General features: G+C 44.7%; 22 protein-coding genes and 1 rRNA gene. 11 read left to right on the forward strand and 12 right to left on the reverse strand.

Annotated features, from left to right (window positions below; all coding sequences use genetic code 11):
• Positions 1–172: 172 nt before the first annotated feature.
• Both AS29_RS11580 and AS29_RS11585 read right to left on the reverse strand, forming a co-directional pair.
• Positions 173–967 carry a protein phosphatase 2C domain-containing protein gene (locus AS29_RS11580; protein WP_035405993.1) on the reverse strand — a complete coding sequence of 265 codons (795 nt, stop codon included), beginning with the start codon at positions 965–967 and terminating at the stop codon, positions 173–175.
• 262 nt (positions 968–1229) lie between these two features.
• Entirely contained in the window at positions 1230–2273 is a 1044-nt protein-coding gene (locus AS29_RS11585; protein WP_051860612.1) for a DUF1835 domain-containing protein, read from the reverse strand.
• Positions 2274–2680: 407 nt separating this feature from the next.
• On the opposite strand from AS29_RS11585, the gene AS29_RS21065 reads away from it, so the two are divergent.
• Together AS29_RS21065 and AS29_RS11590 are read left to right on the forward strand one after the other, a co-directional pair.
• On the forward strand, positions 2681–2836 hold the full coding sequence (locus tag AS29_RS21065; RefSeq protein ID WP_082883825.1) for a YezD family protein: 156 nt from the start codon (positions 2681–2683) through the stop codon (positions 2834–2836).
• 11 nt (positions 2837–2847) lie between these two features.
• Positions 2848–3117, forward strand: coding sequence for a hypothetical protein (locus AS29_RS11590; protein WP_035405995.1), 270 nt, complete (start codon positions 2848–2850; stop codon positions 3115–3117).
• A 330-nt stretch (positions 3118–3447) separates the two neighbouring features.
• Here AS29_RS11590 and AS29_RS11595 read toward each other — a convergent pair whose 3' ends face one another.
• The 4 genes from AS29_RS11595 to AS29_RS11610 all read right to left on the reverse strand — a co-directional run bounded on the left by AS29_RS11595 (position 3448) and on the right by AS29_RS11610 (position 11032).
• On the reverse strand, positions 3448–7929 hold the full coding sequence (locus AS29_RS11595; protein ID WP_035405997.1) for a glutamate synthase-related protein: 4482 nt from the start codon (positions 7927–7929) through the stop codon (positions 3448–3450).
• 546 nt (positions 7930–8475) lie between these two features.
• Positions 8476–9768, reverse strand: coding sequence for a glutamate-1-semialdehyde 2,1-aminomutase (locus AS29_RS11600; RefSeq protein ID WP_035405999.1), 1293 nt, complete (start codon positions 9766–9768; stop codon positions 8476–8478).
• A gap of 64 nt (positions 9769–9832) precedes the next feature.
• Positions 9833–10411, reverse strand: coding sequence for an ATP-dependent Clp endopeptidase proteolytic subunit ClpP (clpP, locus tag AS29_RS11605; RefSeq protein WP_035406002.1), 579 nt, complete (start codon positions 10409–10411; stop codon positions 9833–9835).
• 18 nt (positions 10412–10429) lie between these two features.
• Entirely contained in the window at positions 10430–11032 is a 603-nt protein-coding gene (locus AS29_RS11610; RefSeq protein WP_051860613.1) for a sigma factor-like helix-turn-helix DNA-binding protein, read from the reverse strand.
• A 165-nt stretch (positions 11033–11197) separates the two neighbouring features.
• Here AS29_RS11610 and AS29_RS11615 point away from each other — a divergent pair, with 165 nt between their 5' ends.
• The 3 genes from AS29_RS11615 to AS29_RS11625 are packed head-to-tail and all read left to right on the forward strand — an operon-like array spanning position 11198 to position 13819.
• On the forward strand, positions 11198–12223 hold the full coding sequence (locus AS29_RS11615; protein ID WP_035406005.1) for an ABC transporter ATP-binding protein: 1026 nt from the start codon (positions 11198–11200) through the stop codon (positions 12221–12223).
• A 15-nt stretch (positions 12224–12238) separates the two neighbouring features.
• On the forward strand, positions 12239–13030 hold the full coding sequence (locus tag AS29_RS11620; RefSeq protein ID WP_035406008.1) for an ABC transporter permease: 792 nt from the start codon (positions 12239–12241) through the stop codon (positions 13028–13030).
• Positions 13031–13033: 3 nt separating this feature from the next.
• Positions 13034–13819 (forward strand): ABC transporter permease, encoded by a 786-nt coding sequence (locus tag AS29_RS11625; RefSeq protein WP_035406010.1) that lies wholly within the window; start codon positions 13034–13036, stop codon positions 13817–13819.
• 455 nt (positions 13820–14274) lie between these two features.
• Here the strand turns inward: AS29_RS11625 and AS29_RS11630 are convergent, their stop codons facing one another.
• Genes AS29_RS11630 through AS29_RS11640 form a run of 3 tightly spaced genes read right to left on the reverse strand, consistent with a single transcriptional unit; the run spans position 14275 to position 16502 of the window.
• Positions 14275–15555, reverse strand: coding sequence for an FtsW/RodA/SpoVE family cell cycle protein (locus tag AS29_RS11630; RefSeq protein WP_035406012.1), 1281 nt, complete (start codon positions 15553–15555; stop codon positions 14275–14277).
• Between the two features lie 3 nt (positions 15556–15558).
• Complete coding sequence (locus tag AS29_RS11635) at positions 15559–15963, reverse strand: PadR family transcriptional regulator (protein WP_035406014.1); 405 nt, start codon at positions 15961–15963, stop codon at positions 15559–15561.
• Entirely contained in the window at positions 15948–16502 is a 555-nt protein-coding gene (locus AS29_RS11640; protein WP_035406016.1) for a sigma-70 family RNA polymerase sigma factor, read from the reverse strand. The genes AS29_RS11635 and AS29_RS11640 overlap by 16 nt, the downstream gene beginning before the upstream one ends.
• 285 nt (positions 16503–16787) lie before the next feature.
• Between AS29_RS11640 and AS29_RS11645 the strand changes: the two genes are divergently transcribed.
• From AS29_RS11645 to AS29_RS11655, 3 genes are all read left to right on the forward strand, one after another.
• Positions 16788–17195 (forward strand): potassium channel family protein, encoded by a 408-nt coding sequence (locus AS29_RS11645; RefSeq protein WP_035406020.1) that lies wholly within the window; start codon positions 16788–16790, stop codon positions 17193–17195.
• Positions 17196–17255: 60 nt separating this feature from the next.
• Positions 17256–17726: a thioredoxin-dependent thiol peroxidase gene (gene bcp, locus AS29_RS11650; protein WP_035406021.1), complete on the forward strand. Its 471-nt coding sequence runs from the start codon at positions 17256–17258 to the stop codon at positions 17724–17726.
• Between the two features lie 120 nt (positions 17727–17846).
• Positions 17847–18368, forward strand: coding sequence for a DinB family protein (locus tag AS29_RS11655; protein ID WP_035406023.1), 522 nt, complete (start codon positions 17847–17849; stop codon positions 18366–18368).
• A 33-nt stretch (positions 18369–18401) separates the two neighbouring features.
• Here AS29_RS11655 and AS29_RS21395 read toward each other — a convergent pair whose 3' ends face one another.
• Together AS29_RS21395 and AS29_RS11660 are read right to left on the reverse strand one after the other, a co-directional pair.
• Positions 18402–18557 (reverse strand): ribbon-helix-helix domain-containing protein, encoded by a 156-nt coding sequence (locus AS29_RS21395; protein WP_123914226.1) that lies wholly within the window; start codon positions 18555–18557, stop codon positions 18402–18404.
• An 11-nt stretch (positions 18558–18568) separates the two neighbouring features.
• Positions 18569–19435 (reverse strand): SPFH domain-containing protein, encoded by an 867-nt coding sequence (locus AS29_RS11660; RefSeq protein WP_035406025.1) that lies wholly within the window; start codon positions 19433–19435, stop codon positions 18569–18571.
• 336 nt (positions 19436–19771) lie between these two features.
• On the opposite strand from AS29_RS11660, the gene perR reads away from it, so the two are divergent.
• Complete coding sequence (gene perR, locus AS29_RS11665) at positions 19772–20209, forward strand: peroxide-responsive transcriptional repressor PerR (protein WP_035406029.1); 438 nt, start codon at positions 19772–19774, stop codon at positions 20207–20209.
• A 22-nt stretch (positions 20210–20231) separates the two neighbouring features.
• Here perR and AS29_RS11670 read toward each other — a convergent pair whose 3' ends face one another.
• Entirely contained in the window at positions 20232–20591 is a 360-nt protein-coding gene (locus AS29_RS11670; protein WP_035406030.1) for a YgzB family protein, read from the reverse strand.
• Between the two features lie 199 nt (positions 20592–20790).
• Between AS29_RS11670 and AS29_RS11675 the strand changes: the two genes are divergently transcribed.
• Both AS29_RS11675 and AS29_RS11680 read left to right on the forward strand, forming a co-directional pair.
• Entirely contained in the window at positions 20791–21663 is an 873-nt protein-coding gene (locus AS29_RS11675) for a nucleotidyltransferase-like protein (protein ID WP_035406032.1), read from the forward strand.
• Between the two features lie 232 nt (positions 21664–21895).
• A 16S ribosomal RNA gene (locus tag AS29_RS11680) occupies positions 21896–22048 on the forward strand; the annotation flags it as partial.

The following is a 22048-nucleotide window of genomic DNA, read 5'->3' on the forward strand; positions in this document are numbered from 1 at the left end:
TGCATCAGATAATTTGAGGAACAGAGAGTTTTGTAATGTGCATTTCAGGGTGCATTTTGTATTGCAATTTATGAAGATTTATCGGCAAAATCAATAAGATTTGGCACTCCTTTTGATGTGTTTTTTTGTTTTTGTACTCAAAAGTGAACCCGTCAGGATTCATGCCTTTTTTTCATTTAATAAGGTCACTCGGCATACTGCCTTCTTGTTCAACCCGGGCTTTCCAGGAAAGTATGGTGCAGTTGTCGAGAATTTTTGCTCTGGATGCTTCGGTCATTAAATGAAGAACACCGTCTTCATGAGTTCTTTGCCTGAACTCTGCGAAAACGGCCTCAGGCTTTACATAGGGAAGATCCGGACACTCAATAAGCCCATCCGTCGCAAGGAGAATGTGGCTGGTGCCTTTTCTAAGTTCCTTAACACCGGAGCTGAAGCATGGAACGGAAAGATCGAACGTGTTCACCTGCCCAACCCATTCATAGAAGCTGCGGTGGTTCTGCTGATACTCGCCGAGAGCTGCAAGCTCAGGATGAAAAAGGTGGAGGACGCAATCACCAATTGAAAACCAAAACAAATATTTTTCTTTGCGGGCAGCAATCAGACAGGCAGTTTCCCCCTGAACCCTCCTGCAAGAACTAAGAAAATCAGGATTCATGAAAAAAGCAGACAGGAACTCCTGCAGCTGCTTTATTGCTTCCGAAGGCTGCTTACAGAGAATAGTACGGATTGGGTCATCATGTTTGTCAAATTCCTTCATAACAAGAGTCGTACTCTCAGCGGATTTGTGCCCATCCAAAATCACTGCGAATTCCCAATCGTCTCCTGTCATTACGAAAAACCCGTCCTCATTTTTAGTCTGGCCGGATTCGGAGCTTCCGCCGAATAGTCCGGCAGTAATAGGGCCAATCGTTTTTACTGCAGTTTCATCTAGATATTTATGATCGCTCCCAGCCCACGAGTCTTTCATTCCTTCACCCCAGTTTTGCTTTTTTACCTAAATAGACAACAAAATATAAACAGCTTAATCCTAAGACAGCAAAAATAGATAAAAGGTTACAGGGTCACCGGCACTGTTCAATTCGTCATCAAAAATCCCGTTTAAGAAAAGCAGCTGAACGGAAGTAACGGTGCAGATGGCAGAAAGAATGATAACGGTAAAGGCGTTAATAAGTCGTTTTGAGCTAAAAGCAAGAACAGTTATTAAACAAAATTAAAATCGGTCTAAATGGTCAATCCTTTAAAAGGTTTCCGGCCTTCCTCAGCCTCACACTATAATAGCGCATTGCTTTTGGTACCCCATAAATCTCAAGATATCCCTCCATGATTAAATGCCTCAGCCGGTATTCGTAAAAAGAATCACCAATCTGCTGATCCAAGTGTCCTATCAGTTCGCCTATGACTCTTGCAGCTTTCATAAACCCCTGTTCTCCCCTGCTTTGCAGACCCCGAACGGTATCTAATATAAGATCATCGTAAAACGCTTCACTGACGCTCTTAATTTCTTCATTTTCCCAAATCCTTAAAAGCTCCTTAGAAGATGATAATTCAATCCATTCACGTTCTATCGCATTCCTTGCTTTTTCAGAAAGAGAAGGGGATGATTGGTTGCTTTCGTAAATAGCTGATAGCTGATCAGGCAAAAGCTCACCGGTATGCCGCGGGTACCCCTCATTGGCTTTGTGAGGAAAAGCTTCTCTGAATTCTTTTGCAGTATTCAAGACATGAACAGGATTGTTTTTTCCTCTTAATAAAAAGAGGGCAAGCCTGTGTCCGGTTTGTTCATGTGAATTTTCCCCGCTCCAGATCCAAACAGGAATTTGCTCAGGGATGGCTTTAATTTCAGTGATGGCATCGTTTAAGCGATTTTCCTTTGATTGGATATCCTCATCATGTTCAAAAAGAATGTGGTGTTTCAGCCACTCATATCTAAGGGTTACGCCCTGTTCCTCATTCAATAGGGAGATGGGTCCGATAGACAGCATATCCGGAATGCTGATCACCTTTTCAGGGTACATCTTCCTTGCTTCCTTTAAGCATCCAGCTGCAGAATCACCGAAAACGAGGTGCACGGCTTTATCATTATTTTTAGGGGCAGCTTGTTTTTCCTTCGACTTAAGGAGATCATGAAACATTTCCTGGATTTCTATTGCGAGTTCCTGATCTGAATCTTGAATTAAATCGGTTCGCAGTAATATGTGAAATAAAAGGGATTTGGTTTCATCTTCTTGTAAGTTCTTTACTTGATTTTTTAATTTTGTAATTTTTTCGATCAAATTTTCACACCTCTTTTTAAAACAGGATGGGATGATTTACGCTCCAATCATCCGTACTGCAAAATGCTTTGATTAACAACAAAATTGGTAATATACCAATTTTATATGAAAAAGGAAAAAACTACTATAATTATAGTTTGACCTCAATTTCTAAAACTCGGTAATGTCTTCAACGATTCCTACAAACAGATGCGATGTTATCGGGCTGCCCATATGCCATGTCTCAAACCTTTTCTTGATCCATTTGGATCATTTCTCAATTCCGAGTTGACCGATAGGATAAAATTGTTTAAAATACAATTAATAAAATTATTTTGCCGATCGGTTAACCGAAGGCTCTTTATTTCCCCTCTTGGGCGAGGAATAAAGAGCCTTTTTTATTATCTAATCAGAAGGAGTGGACATGGATGAAGAAGCTTGATCAAAAGAAAATAGAGTATTTGATGTCCTTGTTGCAGCGCCTTGAATATGGTTCATTGCTTATTACCGTTCATGCAAACGAAATTACGCAGGTAGAAATTAAGGAAAAAACAAGAATAGCCAAAACAGGAACAGTGAAATAGGAGGGAGAAGGATGATTACAGCGGAAACCGTGAACAGTCCTGATCTTGTTTTTCAGCAATATTGCAAAGAGGTCTTCGGAGTGAATAGAGGGATTTATAATACGATTGATGAGTGGTTTTTTCAAGCCGGAGCAGTGTCTGTGCTCGAAAGAAGGCAGATAATCGTTAATTTCCTTCAGGACCTGTCTGAACCGAATCAGGGGGAAAAGGCAGCTCTGTTAAAGGTAGGGAAAGGAGGACTGGTACCGGCGCTTTATGCTTTTTGGAAGAAGTGTGCGTAGGGTTGTTTAGTGCGTGCCTGACCCGCACTCTATAAAGAAGTAAAGCTCTGGCACCATTTCCGCCATCCGCTGCGCCACAAGGCTTCGCATGACGCAGTCTCTGTCCCCCGCTGCGGTGAAGAATGACGGGACTGGCACCGTGCCAGTCCCCGGTTTCTGTAAAGAACGAAAGCTCTGGCACCGGAGCTTCAAAGCCTTGATAACACAGGGTTTAAAGACCGCAATCTCCGTCCCCTGTTGCGTTAAAGCAAGTCGGGACTGGCACCCCGCATAAACGCAAAAAAAGAACCAGCCCCCAAAGGACCGGTTCTCACCTATCAACCACCAATATCACTCCGTAGAAACAGAAGGATCTGCCTGTTCCTTAGCCGGTACAAGCTGCAGGAAATGCTGCGCCGGATTGTCGAGCAGCTGCTTTAAATCTTCCGCTTCAGCCTGCTGTCCATGTTCTTCAAGAGCGGCGATATAGATACCGAGAAGCTCCTGAATATCGGACAGGCCTTTTTTATTTAGATGGGTAATTTCAACTTTTGCACCTTTAGCGATTCGGCGCTCAAGGGCCGTTTGATTGAGCCCCATTTCAGGCTGCTGGCGGACATAGACGACTCCGCCTGTCATCCCTGCGCAAATCCATGGACCCGGGTCACCGAGGACAAGGCCGCGGCCGTTTGTCATGTACTCGAAGGCAAAGCCCTTGATGTTTGCGTTGACTCCTATGTTTCCATGCTCTACTGCCGGAATTGGCTTTTCGATGCGGCCGCCGATGATCATGTCGGCGCCGGATAGACGAATCCCGGCTCTTGCATCTGCATCTCCCTGAACGAGAAGGGTTCCGCTTTGGGCACCGTAGCCGAAGCCTTTCCCGACCGAGCCGCTGTAAAATTCGCCGTCTCCGCCTTTTCCTTTCAGGACGCGGATCGCACCGCCGAAGGACGTTTTTCCGGTTCCGTCCTGTGCGCCGCCTTCAACGGATATCGTGATTCCGCTTGAATTGTATGCACCAAGTCCGTTGCCGGGAACAGATCCGTTCCTATATGTCAAACGGATGTCTTCCAGTTCTTTATAGGATCCGTCAAGGCGCTCGCGAACCCGATGACCGGATACGCGGCTTCCAAGAACGCGCTGTTCGGAGGTGATGCTTGCAAATTCCCTGGACTGATGAAGATCTTCATCCCTGTAATCCAGATATTCTGCTCCTGCTGCAACGGCAAGACCGCGTTCCTGGCTGCTTGCTGCCACCTCTTTATGAGCACTCGCAAGGTTCTGTATTTCAAGTGGCTTCAGCAATAGGGAAAGATCCATTGCATCGGTCTCTTTTGTTTGCTCAAGCAAATCGGAGCGGCCGACAATGCTTTGCAGGTTCGTAAAGCCTAGTGAAGCCGTCAAAGCCTTCAGTTCGCTTCCGAACGCTGTGAACATGTTTTTTAATCCCTGAACGGCATTATCGTATTGTCTTGGAACGAAACGTCTAAGTCCGTGTTCTTTTGCCTGTGCCTCAGATTCGATTTGCGTTGCAATTCCGACGTGGCACGTATCCAGATGACAGCCGCGGCACGTTGTACAGCCGATGGCGATCATGGAAAGAGTACCGAAGCCGATGCGGTTTGCCCCAAGCAGCATAAGTTTTACTACATCCAGCGCGCTTTTCACACCGCCGTCTGCCCATAGTTCAACCTTTTGGCGCAGTCCGGCTTCAAGAAGGGCATTGTGTGCAGCCTTCACACCGATTTCAACAGGAAGCCCAACATATTGAAGTGCATGAATTCTGGCAGCACCTGTTCCTCCGTCAAATCCGCTTAAGGTAATAATGTCAGCGCCTGCTTTGGCAATTCCTACAGCGATGGTTCCGATATTTGGCACAACCGGCACTTTTACCGCGACCTTCGCCTGATCATTCGCCGTTTTCAGCTCGGTAATCATTTGCGCAAGGTCTTCAATGGAATAGATATCATGGTTGTTTGACGGAGAAATCAAATCAGAACCAATCGTCGCATTACGGGCTTCCGCTATCTTTGCTGTTACTTTAGATCCCGGCAAGTGGCCGCCTTCTCCAGGCTTTGCTCCCTGGCCGATTTTGATTTCAAGAAGGTTAGAGGAGTTCAGCAGCTCTGCATTGACTCCGAAACGTCCGGATGCAACCTGCTGGCCGCGCGTTTTCGGGTATTTGCCGAGCATATCCTTAATTTCTCCGCCTTCACCGTTCAGGCTGACCATATTCAGCTGATCCGCTGCTTCGGCATAGGCACGGAAGGCGATTTCGTTCTGGGATCCGAAGGACATGGAAGCAATGATAAACGGCAGGTCATGCTCGCCGACCCTTATATCCACCTTTTCCGGATTTACGCTTGAATCGGTTTGCTTCAGGCTCGTCAGGTGGCGAATTGCGATTGGATTTGCTTCCTCCTGCTCGGTAATTTTTTCGCGGTATGCTTCATAATCACCGTTTGCAGCCACATCTCCAATCGCTTTCCAGATCCTTGGGAACAGATGGAAGGTTTTTGTAGGACGGGCTTTTTCATTTTCAAAATCCTCTGCCCGCTCAACCGCATCTGTTTTCATTTGATTGAAATTGTAGCGCAGCTCATTTGAACCAAGGAAGTTCGGAATATCAAGCAAGTCACCGATTTCATGATTAAGACCGATAGCTGAAAACAGGCGTCCATACCCGCGCAGTTCGTGAATGCCGATCGTTGAAATGACTTTTTCCAGACCTTTATTCAGAGCTTCAAAAAGATTAACAGAAGGCTGTGTCTGGCCGTCTTCCGCTACTGTCGCAAAAATCATGTACGGATTCAGGATATTCGCACCCAGTCCATATGCCGTAATGATGTCATGAAGGGAACGGATTGCTCCGGATCGGAGAAGAATTGAACAGTCCCTTCTCAGCTGCATAGCAACAAGGGTCTGATCAATCACAGACGTAATCAAATGGGGATCAATCCACAGATTTCCGTCCTTATGGGCAAGATGATCGTCCAGTACAAGCAGCGCAGCACCATCGCGAACCGCTTGAATGGCTTCGGCAGTCAGACGGTCAAGTGCTTCCTTCAGGGATTCATTCTCAGAAAAAACGGTATTTAAAACATAAAGCTGTTTATTTCTTGAGAAATGTTCGGATAACTCCTCATATGGGAGCTGATTGGACGCTTCAAATGCTTCATGAGCGAGAAGGCCTTCCATCACGATTGGAGAAGGAAGCTCTAAAATATGCTCAAAAGATTCCGCATCAAACAGGGACGGCCTTTTTCCGGCAATCGTACGGGTTGAGAAATGCTCGGATTCCCGGTCCCGGTCAATAGCAGGGTTTGTTACGACGGCAACGCTCTCTTTAAAGAAGTCTGCCAGGTTTTTACGGCCTGGATGAATGGCGGCAAGAGGACCATCATGTCCAAGAGAACGGATTGGTTCAACGCCTTTATCCGCCATCTGCTCAAGAAGCTGGATATGCTCCCGGTCCCAGCCGAATGCTGCGTAATGACCGTTATGAAGCTTCATAACCGGTGAAGTTGAGCATTTTCCTTTTGAAACAGGATGATTCAAATGGGTGCCAAAGCCGTCTATCTGAACGCGGCTTGTAAAGCGGCCGTGAACTTCCTCCTGGTAAGCAGGATAATCATAGACTTTGATAGAATCCCCATCCCATTTCAAGCCCACTTTTTCACCAGGCGCCAGCGGCTTTGGATTAGCCATGTATTCACTAGCCGGAATGATGCCGGGCTCTGATGCAAAAATATAGGAAGTTTTTGTTTCTACCTTCCAAAGCGGACGAAGCCCCAGAGCATCCACGCTGTAGACGGCTTCATCTCCGAAACGGGAAATGATGCCCGCAGGACCCTGTGCAAAATGGCCCCAAGCTTCCCTAATATAGGTATACAAATCTTTCAGGTGGTCTGGATAAGACTTGATTTCATTAATAATAGGAGGGAACAGGACATCAAGTGCTTCAAATAAGCTGTATCCGTCACGGCATACGAGGGTCTCGATCGTCCGATTCAAATCCTGTGAATCACTTCCGCCGATAGTGAGCGGGGCACCAATCATGCGCGCCTCATCGCGAAGCTTTGAAATGGTATTGATTTCACCGTTGTGGCCGAGCATGCTGAACGGCTGCACACGGAAAAAGTTTGATAGGGTGTTCGTTGAATAGCGGTTGTGGCCGAGAGTCATGGAAGACGCCACTAGCGGATCTGCCAGGTCATGATAATACTGAGGCAGAACGTCCCCCGCGCCCATTACTTTGTAAACTGCGGCATGCTGGCTCAGAGAAGCGGTATGGATATGCTCATCCTTCTCAAGTTCGATAGCCAAATCAAATAAGCGTTTAGTCAGTGTTTCATTCGTTTCTTTTACAGGAATCAGGGCAGTCTGCCAGAAAAGAGGCTCCTCCTGAACGGCTATTGGTCCAAGTGCATTAGAAGATGTGACTTTGTCCGTTTCAAAAACAATGTCAAATCCATAGGAAGCAATATGCTTTTCTGCGGCTTTCTTCGTTTCAGACTGATTGCCATGGCGTGATAAAAAGAAATGTCCGACAATAAAATCGTCCCGGTCTGTCAGGTTTGAATCGGCACCGGCCTTTTCAAGCTTTTGCTTCCAGAGATCGCGCGGGATATCAATGTGAATGCCTACACCGTCGCCTTCTTCATTAATGAAGCCTGCACGGTGGTTCATCGTGACAAGGGCTTTAATACATGCATCGATGTTCTCTTTTGTCGGTATGTTATGTTTCTCTACTATTGAAACAATTCCGCATGCATCGTGTTCTGCGTTTTCATAGTTTTTAAATGTACTGGGACTCCACTTTTGCTTCATATTCATCGGCTGCCATGAGGGAACTTTTTATTCCGCTCGCTGCGCCTTCACCTCCTGCTGATAAGTGTTGAAATGGTAAGTAAGATTGAAGAGTAATAGGATGTAAAATTAGGGCGGAGAAGAGAAAAGAAAACAGTGCCGGGCAAGTGTAGATCGTGCACTGAATTTATATAATTTTCAGAATTATAGCTTTTATCATACCACCTAAGAAAAACATTTTCAATTATTTATGCAAAATGATGAAAGCGGCATTCATGTCAACAACTGTGGCATATTTGTTCCAAACGCTTATATGCATGATTAAGTAAGCGTTTTCATAGTTGCGTTTAAAAAGAATCAGAGAATGAAAGGGTAATCGGATTGTATAATTGTGTATTTTTATACAGTAGGTATATGGGCTGCGGGAATTTGCCTGTGTATTTGGAACTTGGCCCGGAAACCTTGGTAAGTGGCCCGTATTCGTTGAAACTTGGCCCGTAAACGGCCGCAGGTAGCCCGTAAACAAAAAAGGACCGGCTCTAAAGCATGCCGGTCCCTTACCAAATTTTATTTTTTCAAAGCTTTAAACGCTTTTTCCACTGCAGCAAGAGTTTCCGTAATATCTTCTTCCGTATGCTCGGTTGTCAGGAACCAGGCCTCGTATTTAGAAGGGGCAAGGTTGATTCCCTGATGCAGCATTTCCTTAAAGAAGCGGGCGAACATTTCGCCATCTGTGTTTTCGGCCTGTTCATAGTTTTCTACTTTTTCATCGGTAAAGTAGATCGTCAGCGCGCCTTTCAGACGGTTTACTGTGATTGTGACTTCATTTGCAGCCGCATGCTTTAGGATGCCTTCTTCAAGGATGGCGCCAAGACGGTCCATTTTTTCGTATACGCCTTCCTGCTCCAGTACTTCGAGGCAGGCGATTCCGGAAAGAATGGATGCGGGGTTGCCGGCCATTGTACCTGCCTGATATGCAGGTCCGAGCGGTGCGACAGTTTCCATAATCTCTTTTTTGCCGCCGTAAGCGCCGATTGGCAGGCCGCCGCCGATGATCTTTCCGAGTGCGGTCAGGTCAGGGGTTACGCCGAGCATATCCTGAGCGCCTCCATACATGAAGCGGAATGCCGTGATGACTTCATCGTAAATTACTAGGGCTCCGGCATTGTGGGTAATTTCGTTTACCTGCTCCAGGAAGCCGGGTTTCGGTTCAACAATCCCGAAGTTGCCGACGATTGGCTCGACCAGTACAGCGGCAATTTCGCTTCCCCATTTTTCCATCGCTTCGCGGAACGGTTCAATGTCATTGAATGGAACGGTGATGACTTCCCGGGCGATGCTTTTTGGAACCCCTGCAGAGTCCGGTGTACCGAGTGTCGCTGGACCTGATCCTGCTGCAACAAGGACAAGATCGGAGTGGCCGTGATAGCAGCCTGCGAACTTAATGACTTTATCGCGTCCTGTGTAAGCACGGGCTACACGGATCGTCGTCATGACGGCTTCCGTACCCGAGTTCACAAAGCGCACCTTTTCCATGTTCGGCATGGCTTGCTTCAGTTTTTTAGCAAAATCAATTTCGAACGGAGTAGGGGTTCCGTAGAGAACGCCGTTTTCCGCCGCTTTAGTAATGGCCTTTGTAATATGAGGGTGTGCATGTCCGGTAATGATCGGACCGTACGCCGCCAGATAATCTATGTATTTATTTCCGTCGACATCCCAAAAGTATGCGCCTTGGCCTTTTTCCATGACAACGGGAGCTCCTCCGCCTACGGCTTTATAGGATCGGGACGGGCTGTTTACACCGCCGACAATATGTTCAAGGGCTTCTCTTTGAAGTTCTTCTGATCTGGTAAATTGCATAAGTAATCCTCCTAAAAAAGTCTGCTCTTTATTCTAGCACTTTTTCAGGAGGATTTCTGTTCAGCTACTTGGCAATGATTTCATCAACGATTCCATAAGCGAGTGCTTCTTTTGCGGTCATATAGTAATCGCGGTCTGAATCCCGGGCAACCTTCTCAATCGGCTGTCCGGTCTGTTTGGCGATTTTTTCATTCAAGATCTGTTTGGTGTGAAGCAGGCGTTTCGCGGTTATTTCAATATCGGACGCCTGGCCGCGGGCACCTCCAAGCGGCTGGTGAATCATCACCTCGGCTGAAGGGAGCGCATACCGTTTTCCCTTTTTCCCGGAAAGGAGCAGCATCGCCCCCATGGAAGCGGCCATCCCGATGCAGATCGTTTTCACATCAGGTTGAATGTAATCCATCGTATCGATAATCGCGAACCCTGCGGTTACCGAACCGCCCGGACTATTTATATAGAGGGAAATATCTTTTTCCGGATCCTCTGAAGCGAGGAAAAGCATTTGGGCAACCGCGCTGTTGGCTGTATGATCATTGATTTCGTCACTAATCATGATGATGCGGTCTTTTAAAAGCCTTGAGTATATGTCATACGATCTCTCACCGTGTTTCGTTTGTTCCACTACATAAGGTATCATGTTCATCTGCAAATCCTCCGTTTATTAAGCGGCCATAAGTGCCATCGGTCCGCTGTTTGTTTTCGGAACGAGGGTCAGCAGATTGAGCAGGGGATGCGGATCTTCTTCAGTCAGAGAGCGGCTGATGGCAGCGGCCAGCTCTCCGTCAATATCCGATGTGCCCTCCTGCATCGAGTGCTGCCTCGCCCTGAATAGCAGGGCTTTAACGGTTGCAACTGTAAAGCCTGTTATTTCAGCAATTTCTTCATTTTTGAAAAGCAGCGCTTCCTTCAGCACAAAGACTGCTGCCTGTTTTTTCGTCATGACCGATGCAAGCCATTCGGCAAGCTCCGCTATTTTGCTTTCTGTATTGGCTCCAGTTAAATCAGATGGAACGAACCCGGTAGTCATCCGCTTTTGTTTGCGGTAGAAATCAATGTGCAAATGGCAGGCGGCTTTGTTATAAAGTGCCTGGGGCAGATCTTCCGGCAGTTCTTGATATTTTTCCAAAAGTTTGCATACCGTTGCTTGGGCGAGATCCTCGGCGTCCCATTTATTTCGTGTGAGAATGAGACAATATTTAAATAGGGAAAGATACGTTTCAGTAAGGTCTTTCTTTTCAAAACGAGCAGCGCTGCTCTTTTTCATCGATTTCACTCCTTAAAGGTGCACCTTTGTATACTAAACGGATGAATGACTTAAAAGGATATGGGTTTCTGCATTTTATTCTTTCCAGGGAAGATGAATTCCTTCAAAGTTGGGATGATATAGGCTAAACTATCTTTGGCAGACATTACGAAGGGAACGTGCAAAATGAAAAATGTCATTGAAACAGAAGGGCTTCGGAAGGAATTTAAAGCCTATTCGAGCCGGGAAGGCCTGGGAGGCGCTTTCCGGGATTTGTTTACACGCAATTATAAAGTGGTCCGCGCTGTCGACGATCTATCGTTTACCATCAAGCAGGGAGAGATGGTCGGTTATATCGGTGAAAACGGGGCGGGAAAATCCACGTCCATAAAAATGCTGACGGGAATCCTGAATCCAACGGCCGGAACGGTTCGTGTCAATGGAATGGACCCCCACAGGCAGCGGGAGAAATTTGTAAGCTCGATCGGAGTAGTATTCGGCCAGCGCTCCCAGCTTTGGTGGGATATCGCGGTACAGGAATCATTCCGTCTTTTGAAAAAAGTGTACAAGGTTTCTGATGAGGATTATAAAAACCACATGGAGCATGTGATTGAATCGCTTGATATCGGTCCGCTGCTGGATAAGCCGGTCCGGAAGCTGTCGTTGGGACAAAGGATGAGATGCGAGCTTGCCGCTGCATTGATCCATAATCCGCCGCTCTTGTTTCTGGATGAGCCGACAATTGGACTGGATGTATTGGTGAAACTGAAGATCCGCCAGTTTTTGAAGGAAATGAATGAGAAATACAAAACGACGATTTTGCTGACCACCCATGATTTATCCGATATTGAAGCGCTTTGTGAGCGGGTCATCATGCTCGACCAGGGAAAAATTATTTATGATGGCGCGCTTGCGCACCTCCGCCAGGATTTCGGCGAAGGAAAGAAGATTGAGTTCCAGTTTGGAGAGCCTGTAGATGAATCATCATTAAAGGTTCTATCAGAGGAGCTTGAAGTTTTCTGGCAGCAAAACAATGAAAACAGCTGGACGGCCTTGCTCACAGCACAGGAAGCCGGCATGTCCGAGCTTATCGGACGTGTAGTAGGAGCGAAAAAAGTGCTGGATATGAGCATTCATGAGGTTTCAACAGAAGAAATCATCCGCCAGATTTATGAAAAAGGCTACCAGCCGGAGAAGAGGATCCTGACATGATGCGGGGGTCTTGGCATGGATAAATATATAGAAATGGTGCGCATCCGCTTTTTGATGATGCTTGCGTACCGGACGAACTACTATAGCGGCATTTTGATCTACAGCATTAACATCGGTGCTTATTTCTTTTTGTGGTCCGCAATTTATGGAGACAAAGGGAATATTCAGGGTCTGACTGTGCTGCAGATGTCTACTTATGTGGCAGTGGCCTGGATGGCGCGCGCTTTTTACTTCAACAACATCGACAGGGAAATTGCCCTTGAAATTAAGGAAGGGAAGGTAGCCGTCGAGCTGCTTCGTCCCTATCATTATCTTGGGATGAAAACGATGCAGGCGTTCGGTGAAGGGGTATTTCGCCTGTTATTCTTCTCAATGCCGGGCATGATTTTTATCGCTTTTGTTTTTCCGCTGGAATTTCCGGGGAATGCCGCAACATGGATCTTTTTTGCGTTGTCACTCGTTTTCAGCTTTATTATCAACACACAAATCAATTTGCTTACAGGTATTATGACGTTCTTTCTATTTAATAATGATGGGTTAATCAGAGCGAAACGGGTAGTAGTGGATCTGTTTTCAGGGCTGCTTTTGCCGATCAGCTTTTATCCGGGCTGGGCGCAGGGAGTCATGCAATATTTCCCGTTCCAGGCAATCAGCTATGTGCCAAATATGATTTTCACAGAGGCCTATAAAGGAAACGAACTCTTGCAGGCACTTCTGTATCAAGGAATATGGGCTATCCTCCTCCTTATTCCAATCCAGCTTCTATGGATGCTGGCAAAAAAGCAAATGGTCATCCAGGGAGGGTAACGCATGTATTACGTATCGATGTTTATCCAATATGCAGGACAATATATGAAAACGAGGCTGCAATACAGGGCTGATGTGCTCGTTGAAATCTTTTCCGATTTTCTGTTCCAGGCCGTCAATTTGATATTTATCCTCGTTGTATTTGGCCACACCCAGTCATTAAGCGGGTGGAATCAAAATGAAATCATCTTTATTTATGGATTCTTCCTTATCCCGTTTGCGATTTTCGGAGCTTTTTTCAACATATGGGATTTTAATGAACGGTACATTGTAAAAGGAGAGATGGACCGGATTTTAACAAGGCCGATCCATAGCCTCTTCCAGGTCACGCTCGAGAGGATGGAATTGGAGTCGCTGTTCGGAGCCGTTACTGGTTTTGCTGTTATGATGTACGCGGGATCCCAGCTTGGGCTGCCGTTTTACTGGCATGATCCGCTCGTCTTCATCCTTTTCACCGTTGGAGGAGTATTGGTATATGCGGGAATCTTTATCATGATCGCAAGCATCAGCTTCTACTCCGACTCCCGGACATCCATTATGCCGATGATGTATAATATCGGTAACTATGGACGTTATCCGGTTGATATTTATAATAAAGCCATCCGCTTCGTTTTAACGTGGATCCTGCCATTCGCTTTCGTTGGCATGTATCCGGCAGCGTACTTTCTGAGAAAAGAAGAATGGTACACCTATGCATTTTTAACGCCGATTGTCGGGGTTGCTTTCTTCTTGATAGCTGTATTTGTGTGGAATCAGGGAGTGAAGCAGTATCGGGGAGCGGGGAACTGAATTTGGTGCTTTGTTAGGTACTTTGCTTGCACTGACCCTCAATACGGCAGTGCGGCGGGGGATTGAGCAGCTGCCCGCTAAACCCGCGTTCAGTGTGCAATTACAATGGGTGGGGACGGAGATTTAGTCCTTTAGCGGAATGAAGGTCAGAGCAATGCACTGACCCCCAATGCGGCAGTGCAGCGGGGGAACAAGCATCAGCCTGTTAAACCCGCGCCCAGTGTGCTATCTAAAGTAACGTGGACGGAGGTTTAGTCCTTTAGCAGAACGGGGGTCAGTGCAAACCCACAGTCGAAAGGAGCCAATCCTGATGGCCAAGAAAAAAGAAACACCCCCTAAAGAAGAACCAAAAAAAGCTCCCGAGTGGGAGAAGCTGTATCAGTTGATAAGTAAGAAAGTGAAGAAGAGATAGAGGAAAAGACCGGCTCTGCTTGATGGGGCCGGTCTTTCTAATTTTATGGTTGAACAGGGGGAAGGTGTTTCCTGCGGAAAACACTCAATATCGCTCCGAAAATAACAGAGTTAACAAGAAGTGCAGAGCCTCCGTAATCAATGAACGGAAGAGGCATGGATATGATAGGAAGCCATCCAAGCGACATGCACAGGTTGTAGAATAGCTGCCCCAAATAAAGTGCGGATCCCCCAGCAGCAAGTGTTTTTCCAAAGGTGTCTCTTGAGGAAAAATTTAAATGGAGGATGCGAATGAGCAAAAGGATCAGCACCCCTGCAGCTAAAAAAGCAACAAAGAATCCGTAATGACCGATAAGTTTTATAAAAGCGAATTCTAAGCCCCCGTTCTGTATTTCTTTTATACTGGTTCCGTTACCAAACATGGTGGAGGTTGATAAAATTTCTTTTATTTGCACGGATATATACCCATAATTATTCTGATAATTCTCGGTTTTTTCAGGGTTTAGAAATCCGGATAACCTTTCTAATCGAGAGCGCCTTAAAATCATTACTATTCCCGCTGACGCGAATATACCTGCTCCAGTAAACAGCATCACTCGTTTATTTTTAGATTTACTATGATAAACCATCGTGAAGACCATAGCGGTGTACAATAGAGAAGCTGAAGGATTAGCCATTATGAATAAAAGAAGCGGAGCAAGGTAGAGCAGGATGAAATGCCATATCTTTAAATAGCGTTTTTCTAATAACGAAGCCCACCCTATGTAAAAGGACAATAATGGAAGAAAACTGTTCATATAGAAAGGGCCAATATGAATGAAGGTAACCCCGTTGGCGGTTGGGAAAAAGTTCATTGGGAGATTCAACCTTGTCCCATAGGTCATCACTATTAAAAGAACGATTCCTATACAATAAAAAATCCAGCTGTTCTTTATCCATTTTCTGTAATCAAAAATCATGATTGCGAATACAGTACCGGTACCAACCAGAACGTTGATAAAATGTTTAAGTACATAGTTTTGTCCAATATCAGGCAACGTGATAAGAGGAAGAAACCCAAGACCCGATGCGGCAGCCAGCAGTGCTAATGTTACCCAATCCACCTGAGGTCGATAAATTTTGTTAAACTTCTCGCCAATCACATACGGACTCCCCATTTGCTCAACCGCTTTTTCTTCAGCTTCCTTCTCAGAAAGTCCCTTCTTGGTCCACTCTTTCTTTACATCCTCGATATGACTGGAAAGCTCTGCAGTCACAAGCTTCCTTGCCTCTTTCATTTTAATATGTTGCATCACTTCACCTAAAAACGTCTTTTGATCGCTCATTTTTTATCCCTCCAGCAGCTCTTTCCACTTTAATGAAGGAACGGCTGATTTTCTTTCCAGCTTGTTGAGCAGCTTCCTTCCTTTGTCATTTAGCTGATAGTGCTTGCGGCTCTCATCATCCCAGCGGCTAGAGAGCCAGCCTTTTGATTCAAGTTGATGGAGCATTGTGTATAGCTCTCCTTCATTTTCATGAAACTTATGAATGCCTCGAGAGCTTAGAGACCGGGATAATACAAATCCGGTTTTTTGGGTTGTCAGCAGCTGCATGACGGCCAGAAGCAGGTCTTGTTCTGATATTTCTTCTTTGATTTTTTTCTTTATTTCACTGTGCATCCGGTCAGTAAAGGTTAGGTTACTAAATGTTGAACTTTCCATCGACTTGCGAAGTGATTTTAATCGCTTGTCCATTGATTATTGTCCTCCAATCTTTCCTTCAAAAGTTCTTTAGCACGCTTCATTCTTGTTTTAACGGTGTTTTCATTAACGCTGGCTAAAGTAGAGATTTCTTTAATCGTTAATTCTTCAAAATAAAACAAGTAAATGACCTCTCTATATTGAATCGGCAGCTCCATGACTGCGGCTGCAAGCAGGTCATCGGTATCTTTTTGCAGAACTTCCTCTTCAACTAATTGTTCAGAATCCCAGCTATGCGTTAGTTCTTCGCTTGCAGCCATAACGTTTTTGCTGTACCAGCTCTTTACATGGTCTTTGCATGTATTAATGGCAATTCTCCATAGCCAAGTCCTAATCTTGGATTTTTTATTATAGGTATGTAAGGATTTATAGCACTTCACGAATATATCCTGAGTCAAATCTTCCGCAATTGCTTTATTCTTTACGTAAGAATAAGCAAGCTGGAGGATGTCCTGTCCGTATAAATGAATGATTTCATCGAGAACGGCTTCCTTGTCTTCGGTTTCCCATATCTCAGCGATTGATTCTTCCAACCTGTCTTCCCCCCTTTCCACACTTAGACGACGCCCGGTGCCAAATAGTTTTTGGGTTTGTTAAAAATTTATCATATTTCCATAGGTGCGTTTTTTTCACTCCCCCTTTATTAGGAGGCTCAGCGGGGGCAAGAGCAAAAATGCACTATTAGGGAAGTTTAGCAGAGCGGGGATCAGTGCAAAGTTTTACCCTCTTCAAGATCAGCGAAGCAAAGATCAAACCAAAAACATATTTAACTTTTCAATCAGCATATACATACAAAAAGGACAAACACGGAGGCCGCTATGGAACCGATTATTGGTGCTGCAACCATCATCTGTTTGCTCATGTCTGTTCGGATAACGGCGAAGACATTCAAAGAGCAGCAATTCCTGTCCCGCGAAACGATCCTCGTCATCGCGTTTTTATATTTATCGATTTTGATTGGTTTTGCGATGCTTTACCTTCTATTTATTCAAACCGGACAAGGAATTTTAACGCAGGGTAATGAGCCGATTAAAGGCGATTATCTGGAGCATCTAAATACTAGTTTGTATTTTAGTGCGGTCACACTGTTTTCGGTCGGCTACGGGGAGATTATTCCGGTGGGAGCGGGAAGGCTGATTGCCGTTCTGGAAGCATTGATCGGATATATGCTGCCGGTTATTTTAGTAGCAAGAACCGTGCTTGAAATCGATAAAAACGCTAAATAGTTGTACGAACTCCTGCTTTTGGGTACGCTCTAAATAGAAATCATATTTGGAGGGGAAAACATGAGTATTGAAGTTGGAGTGCAGGCTCCTGAATTTGAATTGAATGCAGCCGGCAGCGAAAAGGTTAAGCTGTCTGATTATAAAGGGAAATATGTTGTTCTTTATTTCTATCCAAAGGACATGACCCCGGGATGCACGACGCAGGCTTGTGATTTTCGCGACCGCCACAGTGAATTTTCTGATGTTAATGCAGTGATTCTTGGTGTGAGTCCGGACCCTGTAGACAAGCATGATAAATTCAGAGACAAATATGATCTTCCTTTTCATCTGCTTGCCGATGAGGATCATAAGGTATCCGAAGCATATGGTGTCTGGAAGCTGAAGAAGAACTTCGGGAAAGAATACATGGGCATTGAACGCTCTACTTTTATTATCGATCCTGAAGGCAAGATTATTAAAGAATGGAAAAAAGTCAAAGTGAAGGACCATGTGGAAGAAGCACTGACTTATATAAAAAATGAGTCCAACTAAACCATGAAAGCCTGGGAGATTGTTCCCCGGGCTTTTTTTGCAGTTTGAATTCAAAATCAGGAGGAATATTAGTCTTCTTACACGAATTGGAAGAAGGAAGTTATATAGGAGGCGATCATAATGGAGAACCATCCGAACAAGCTCTATGAGTACAATGTTTGGGCACATCAGCGGATTTTTGACCATTTAAAGACGCTGCCTCAGGAGATCTTTCATAAGGAAACAAAAAGCACCTTTCCCTCTGTTTCTGCAACGATGACTCATATCTATGTAACAGAATATTTGTGGCTTCACGCGCTGGAAGGGAAGGAAATGGCGATTGCTATGGAAGCGGCAGCTAAACTGCGCGAAAAACTGGGAGAGCTATCCGTGGATGAGATTGAACAAGAGTTCCATGCGTTGAATGCTCAATTTCAAACCTTCTTTGAAAGCACCCCCGACCTGGAAAAGAAAATCATACTCAACAATCCATATGCCGGAGTAAGAGAAACCAGTCTGGCAGAAATCGTTTTTCATATTGTAAATCACAGCACGTATCACAGAGGCAATATTTCAGCGATGCTGCATCAAATGGATGAATCCTCCTTGATGACCGATTACGTATATTTTTGGTACAGGGATCAGCTTACTCCACAAAAATGAAAAGAACCGGATGCATGGCGTCCGGTTCTTCCTTTATTCTTCCTTCTTGCTGCGTCCAGCGCGTTTTACTGCTTCCTTCAAAATAATCTCGATCTGAGCATTTACACTCCGGATTTCATCGTCTGCCCATTTTTCAAGAGCTTTATAGAGCTCGGGATCAATTCTGAGAGGGAAGTTTTTTCGTTTCATTTCATCACAACCTAGTAGATGCTTCCTGAATTGATAATCGGCTGCATGCCCTTTTCAGACACGAGGGAGACCATCAAATTATTCACCATCTGTGCTTTTTTCTCTTCATCCAATTCCACAACGCCTTCTTCAGCAAGCTGATCAATCGCGGACTTCACAAGACCTACGGCCCCATCAACAATTACTTTTCTTGCAGCAAGTACCGCGGTTGCCTGCTGTCTCTGCAGCATCGCAGACGCGATCTCGGATGAATAAGCAAGATGCATAATCCTCGCCTCAATCACTTCAACCCCCGCGACTTGAAGTCTTCTTTGAAGATCGCCAGCCAGCATGTCGGCAATTTCATCACTATTCTTCCTTAAAGAGATACCCTCGTCTCCATAAAAATTATCATAAGGATATTGGGTGGCGATATGACGAATACCGGTTTCGCTTTGAATGCGGACAAATTCTACATAATCATTTACATCATACATGGCTTTCGCTGAATCCAAAACCCTGTAAACAATCACAGCTGCAATCTCAATTGGATTTCCTTCAAAATCATTTACTTTGAGCTTGTCGCTGTTAAAGTTCACCGCTCGAAGTGAAATAGTGCTGCGGATTGTGAGCGGAATCGTCATCCAAAATCCTTGATCACGGATTACTCCCCGGTATGTGCCGAAGAACGTACAAACATTTGCTTTGTTAGGCTGGACAATCGTCAGCCCGCTGAGCACAAGCATACCTAGAAGAAGGGAGGCAATCGCTAAAACAATCCCCGCGACATCTCCAAACTGCTGCTGTGCGTTGAAGAAGAAGAGGGCTCCTCCGCAAAAGATGAGAAACAATAGGATACCCATGAATCCATTAACCTTCCAGATCATTTTCTCTGTCATTCATCTGACCCCCAATATATTTATATCATTATGATATCACTTTAATATCAGAATCACACTATAATTTTACATTTAAGGAAAAAAGTTTGAAAAGGGGGCGTTCGTCCATCCCGAAATTGGCACTGCGGTATATAGTAAGAGGGAAGGCATAACCTCCTCAAAAGTTAGTGCGACATTGGTGCAGAATTAATTTTCTGCACATTTTTTTTTGAAAAAGTTTTCGCTGAAATATGTAATCAAACAGGGCGGAGCATTGACAAAACTCAATTCCTCAGAGTACACTATTTATAAATATTACAATGTGAGAATGTTTTTCGGAAGAGAGGTGCATGGCGGATGTCTGAACATCAGCTCAAGGAAGCGATTGATACATTAAAGCAAACCGGAGTCCGGATTACCCCGCAGCGTCATGCGATTTTGGAATACCTTATTCACTCCATGAACCATCCTACAGCGGACGATATCTATAAATCCTTGGAAGGTAAGTTTCCAAATATGAGTGTGGCTACGGTCTATAATAATCTTCGGGTTTTCAAGGAAGTCGGACTTGTGAAAGAGTTAACCTATGGGGATTCCTCCAGCCGGTTTGATTTTGTAACAACAGAGCATTATCACGTCATTTGTGAGACGTGCGGCAAAATTGTCGATTTTCATTATCCAGGACTGGATGAAGTTGAGCATCTCGCAGCTCATGTTACTGGATTCAAAGTGAGCCATCACCGTATGGAGATCTACGGTGAATGCAGCAGCTGTGCTCAAAAAAACATCCATTAAAAAAGCTGATAGGAAGCGCCTATCAGCTTTTTTTTGCCGTTTTTCGGTTGTAGTCTTCATTAAACTCCTTGCCTTCCAGCTGCTTGTCCAGTGTAAGAGGTTCTCTGCAGTGCATACACATATCCACTCTCCCGAGAATTTTCGTAGGCTTTTGACATGCAGGACAGATAACCTGTACAGCTCGTGTGGAAAGCATGCCGATCCAAAAGTAAACGGCTGTACTGGCTAAAACTGAAAGCAAGCCGAGAAGCATGAAAATAGTCATTGCGATAATTGATTGTCTAAAAAAGATCCCTAAGTACATAATGAAAAACCCAACGAAGACTAAGCTAAGCGCGAAAGTTCTTATTTTATTAATCTTGTTTGAATAAGCGCGAGCCATCCCATCAACCCCTTATACTAAATATAGCACAGGAAGCGCAAAGGAATTAGAAAAAAACACCATTAATATCCGAAAAATATCCCTGCCTGAAAAATATGTTTTAATCCTTTAGTGGGATAAATGTTTGTCGAAAAAGGGTATTAGAAAAAAATGTAGAAGTAAGAAACGAATCAATATTGTACTTGGAGGAATTATTGAAATGGAAAACATTCTCCGCCCTATCTATCAGGAACGGGCAAGTCACCCGGACACGCTTGCTGTCATCATGGTTGAAAAAAAGGACCAAACCTCTCCGGGAACGGATATGTTTGATGCAGCTTTGCTTATTATTGTCCGCACAGCAGAAATCCCTGTACATATAAAACATTATGAATTTAACGATCAAAAGGCATCCATGCATATCGTGACAGAGAAACAAATCGGTGAATGGCTGGTGCTTGGAACAAACAGACGAATCATTGATTGGATTTTAAATGGCAAGGTATTATTTGATCGGAATGAATATTTATCTCAAATGGTAGAAAAACTTAGTACATTCCCATTCTCTGAAAGAAAGCTGAAAATTGGAATGGAATACGGGAAGCTGATTAGACGCTATTTTGAGGGGAAATCTTTTTTTGAAGCAAAGCAGTATTTGGACGCATATAATCATATCGTTCATGCCCTTCATCATCTTGCAAGATTAGAAGTTATTGATCAGGGGTTTTATCCGGAGATTACTGTCTGGAATCAAGTTCGGCAGATTGAGCCTCAGGTTCATAAACTTTATCAGGAGCTAATTGATAGCGGAGAGCCTCTTAATAAGAGACTGGAACTTCTTTTTCTTGCGAGTGATTTTTTAATTCATTCCAAAGCAGATGTGGGAGCCGCACATTTACTTTCTATATTAGAAGAAAAGGAATTCTGGCATTTTTCAGAGCTGCTTGCTCATCCGGAGGTTGCCTATTATGCGGTGGATCTCAGTATTTTGCTGGAGTTTTTAGTGGAAAGACAATTCGTGGGCATTCATCTAATTGAAACGAAGGGCAAAGGAATTTATCACCGGGCTTATTCTTTTAAAAAAAGTTATTGACCACGGTTGCTGCAGGTGGTATATTAATAAGCGTCGCTGCTGAACGAAGCCGATAATGCCGAAATCGGCAGCGATAAAAAAATAAAAAAGTTGTTGACTCAGGCTTTTGAAAATGGTATATTAATAAAGTCGCTTCTGAGGAAACGAACGAAACAAAATGATCTTTGAAAACTAAACAAATCGAAGTGCCAACGTTAATTCTAGAGCAACAAACTAGAGCTAGTCAAACTACTTTTTGGAGAGTTTGATCCTGGCTCAGGACGAACGCTGGCGGCGTGCCTAATACATGCAAGTCGAGCGGACCTCTTCGGAGGTCAGCGGCGGACGGGTGAGTAACACGTGGGCAACCTGCCTGTAAGACTGGGATAACTCCGGGAAACCGGAG

The organism is Bacillus sp. SJS (genome assembly GCF_000732485.2).
In the GTDB taxonomy this organism is placed as follows: Bacteria; Bacillota; Bacilli; order Bacillales; family Bacillaceae; genus Metabacillus_B; species Metabacillus_B sediminis.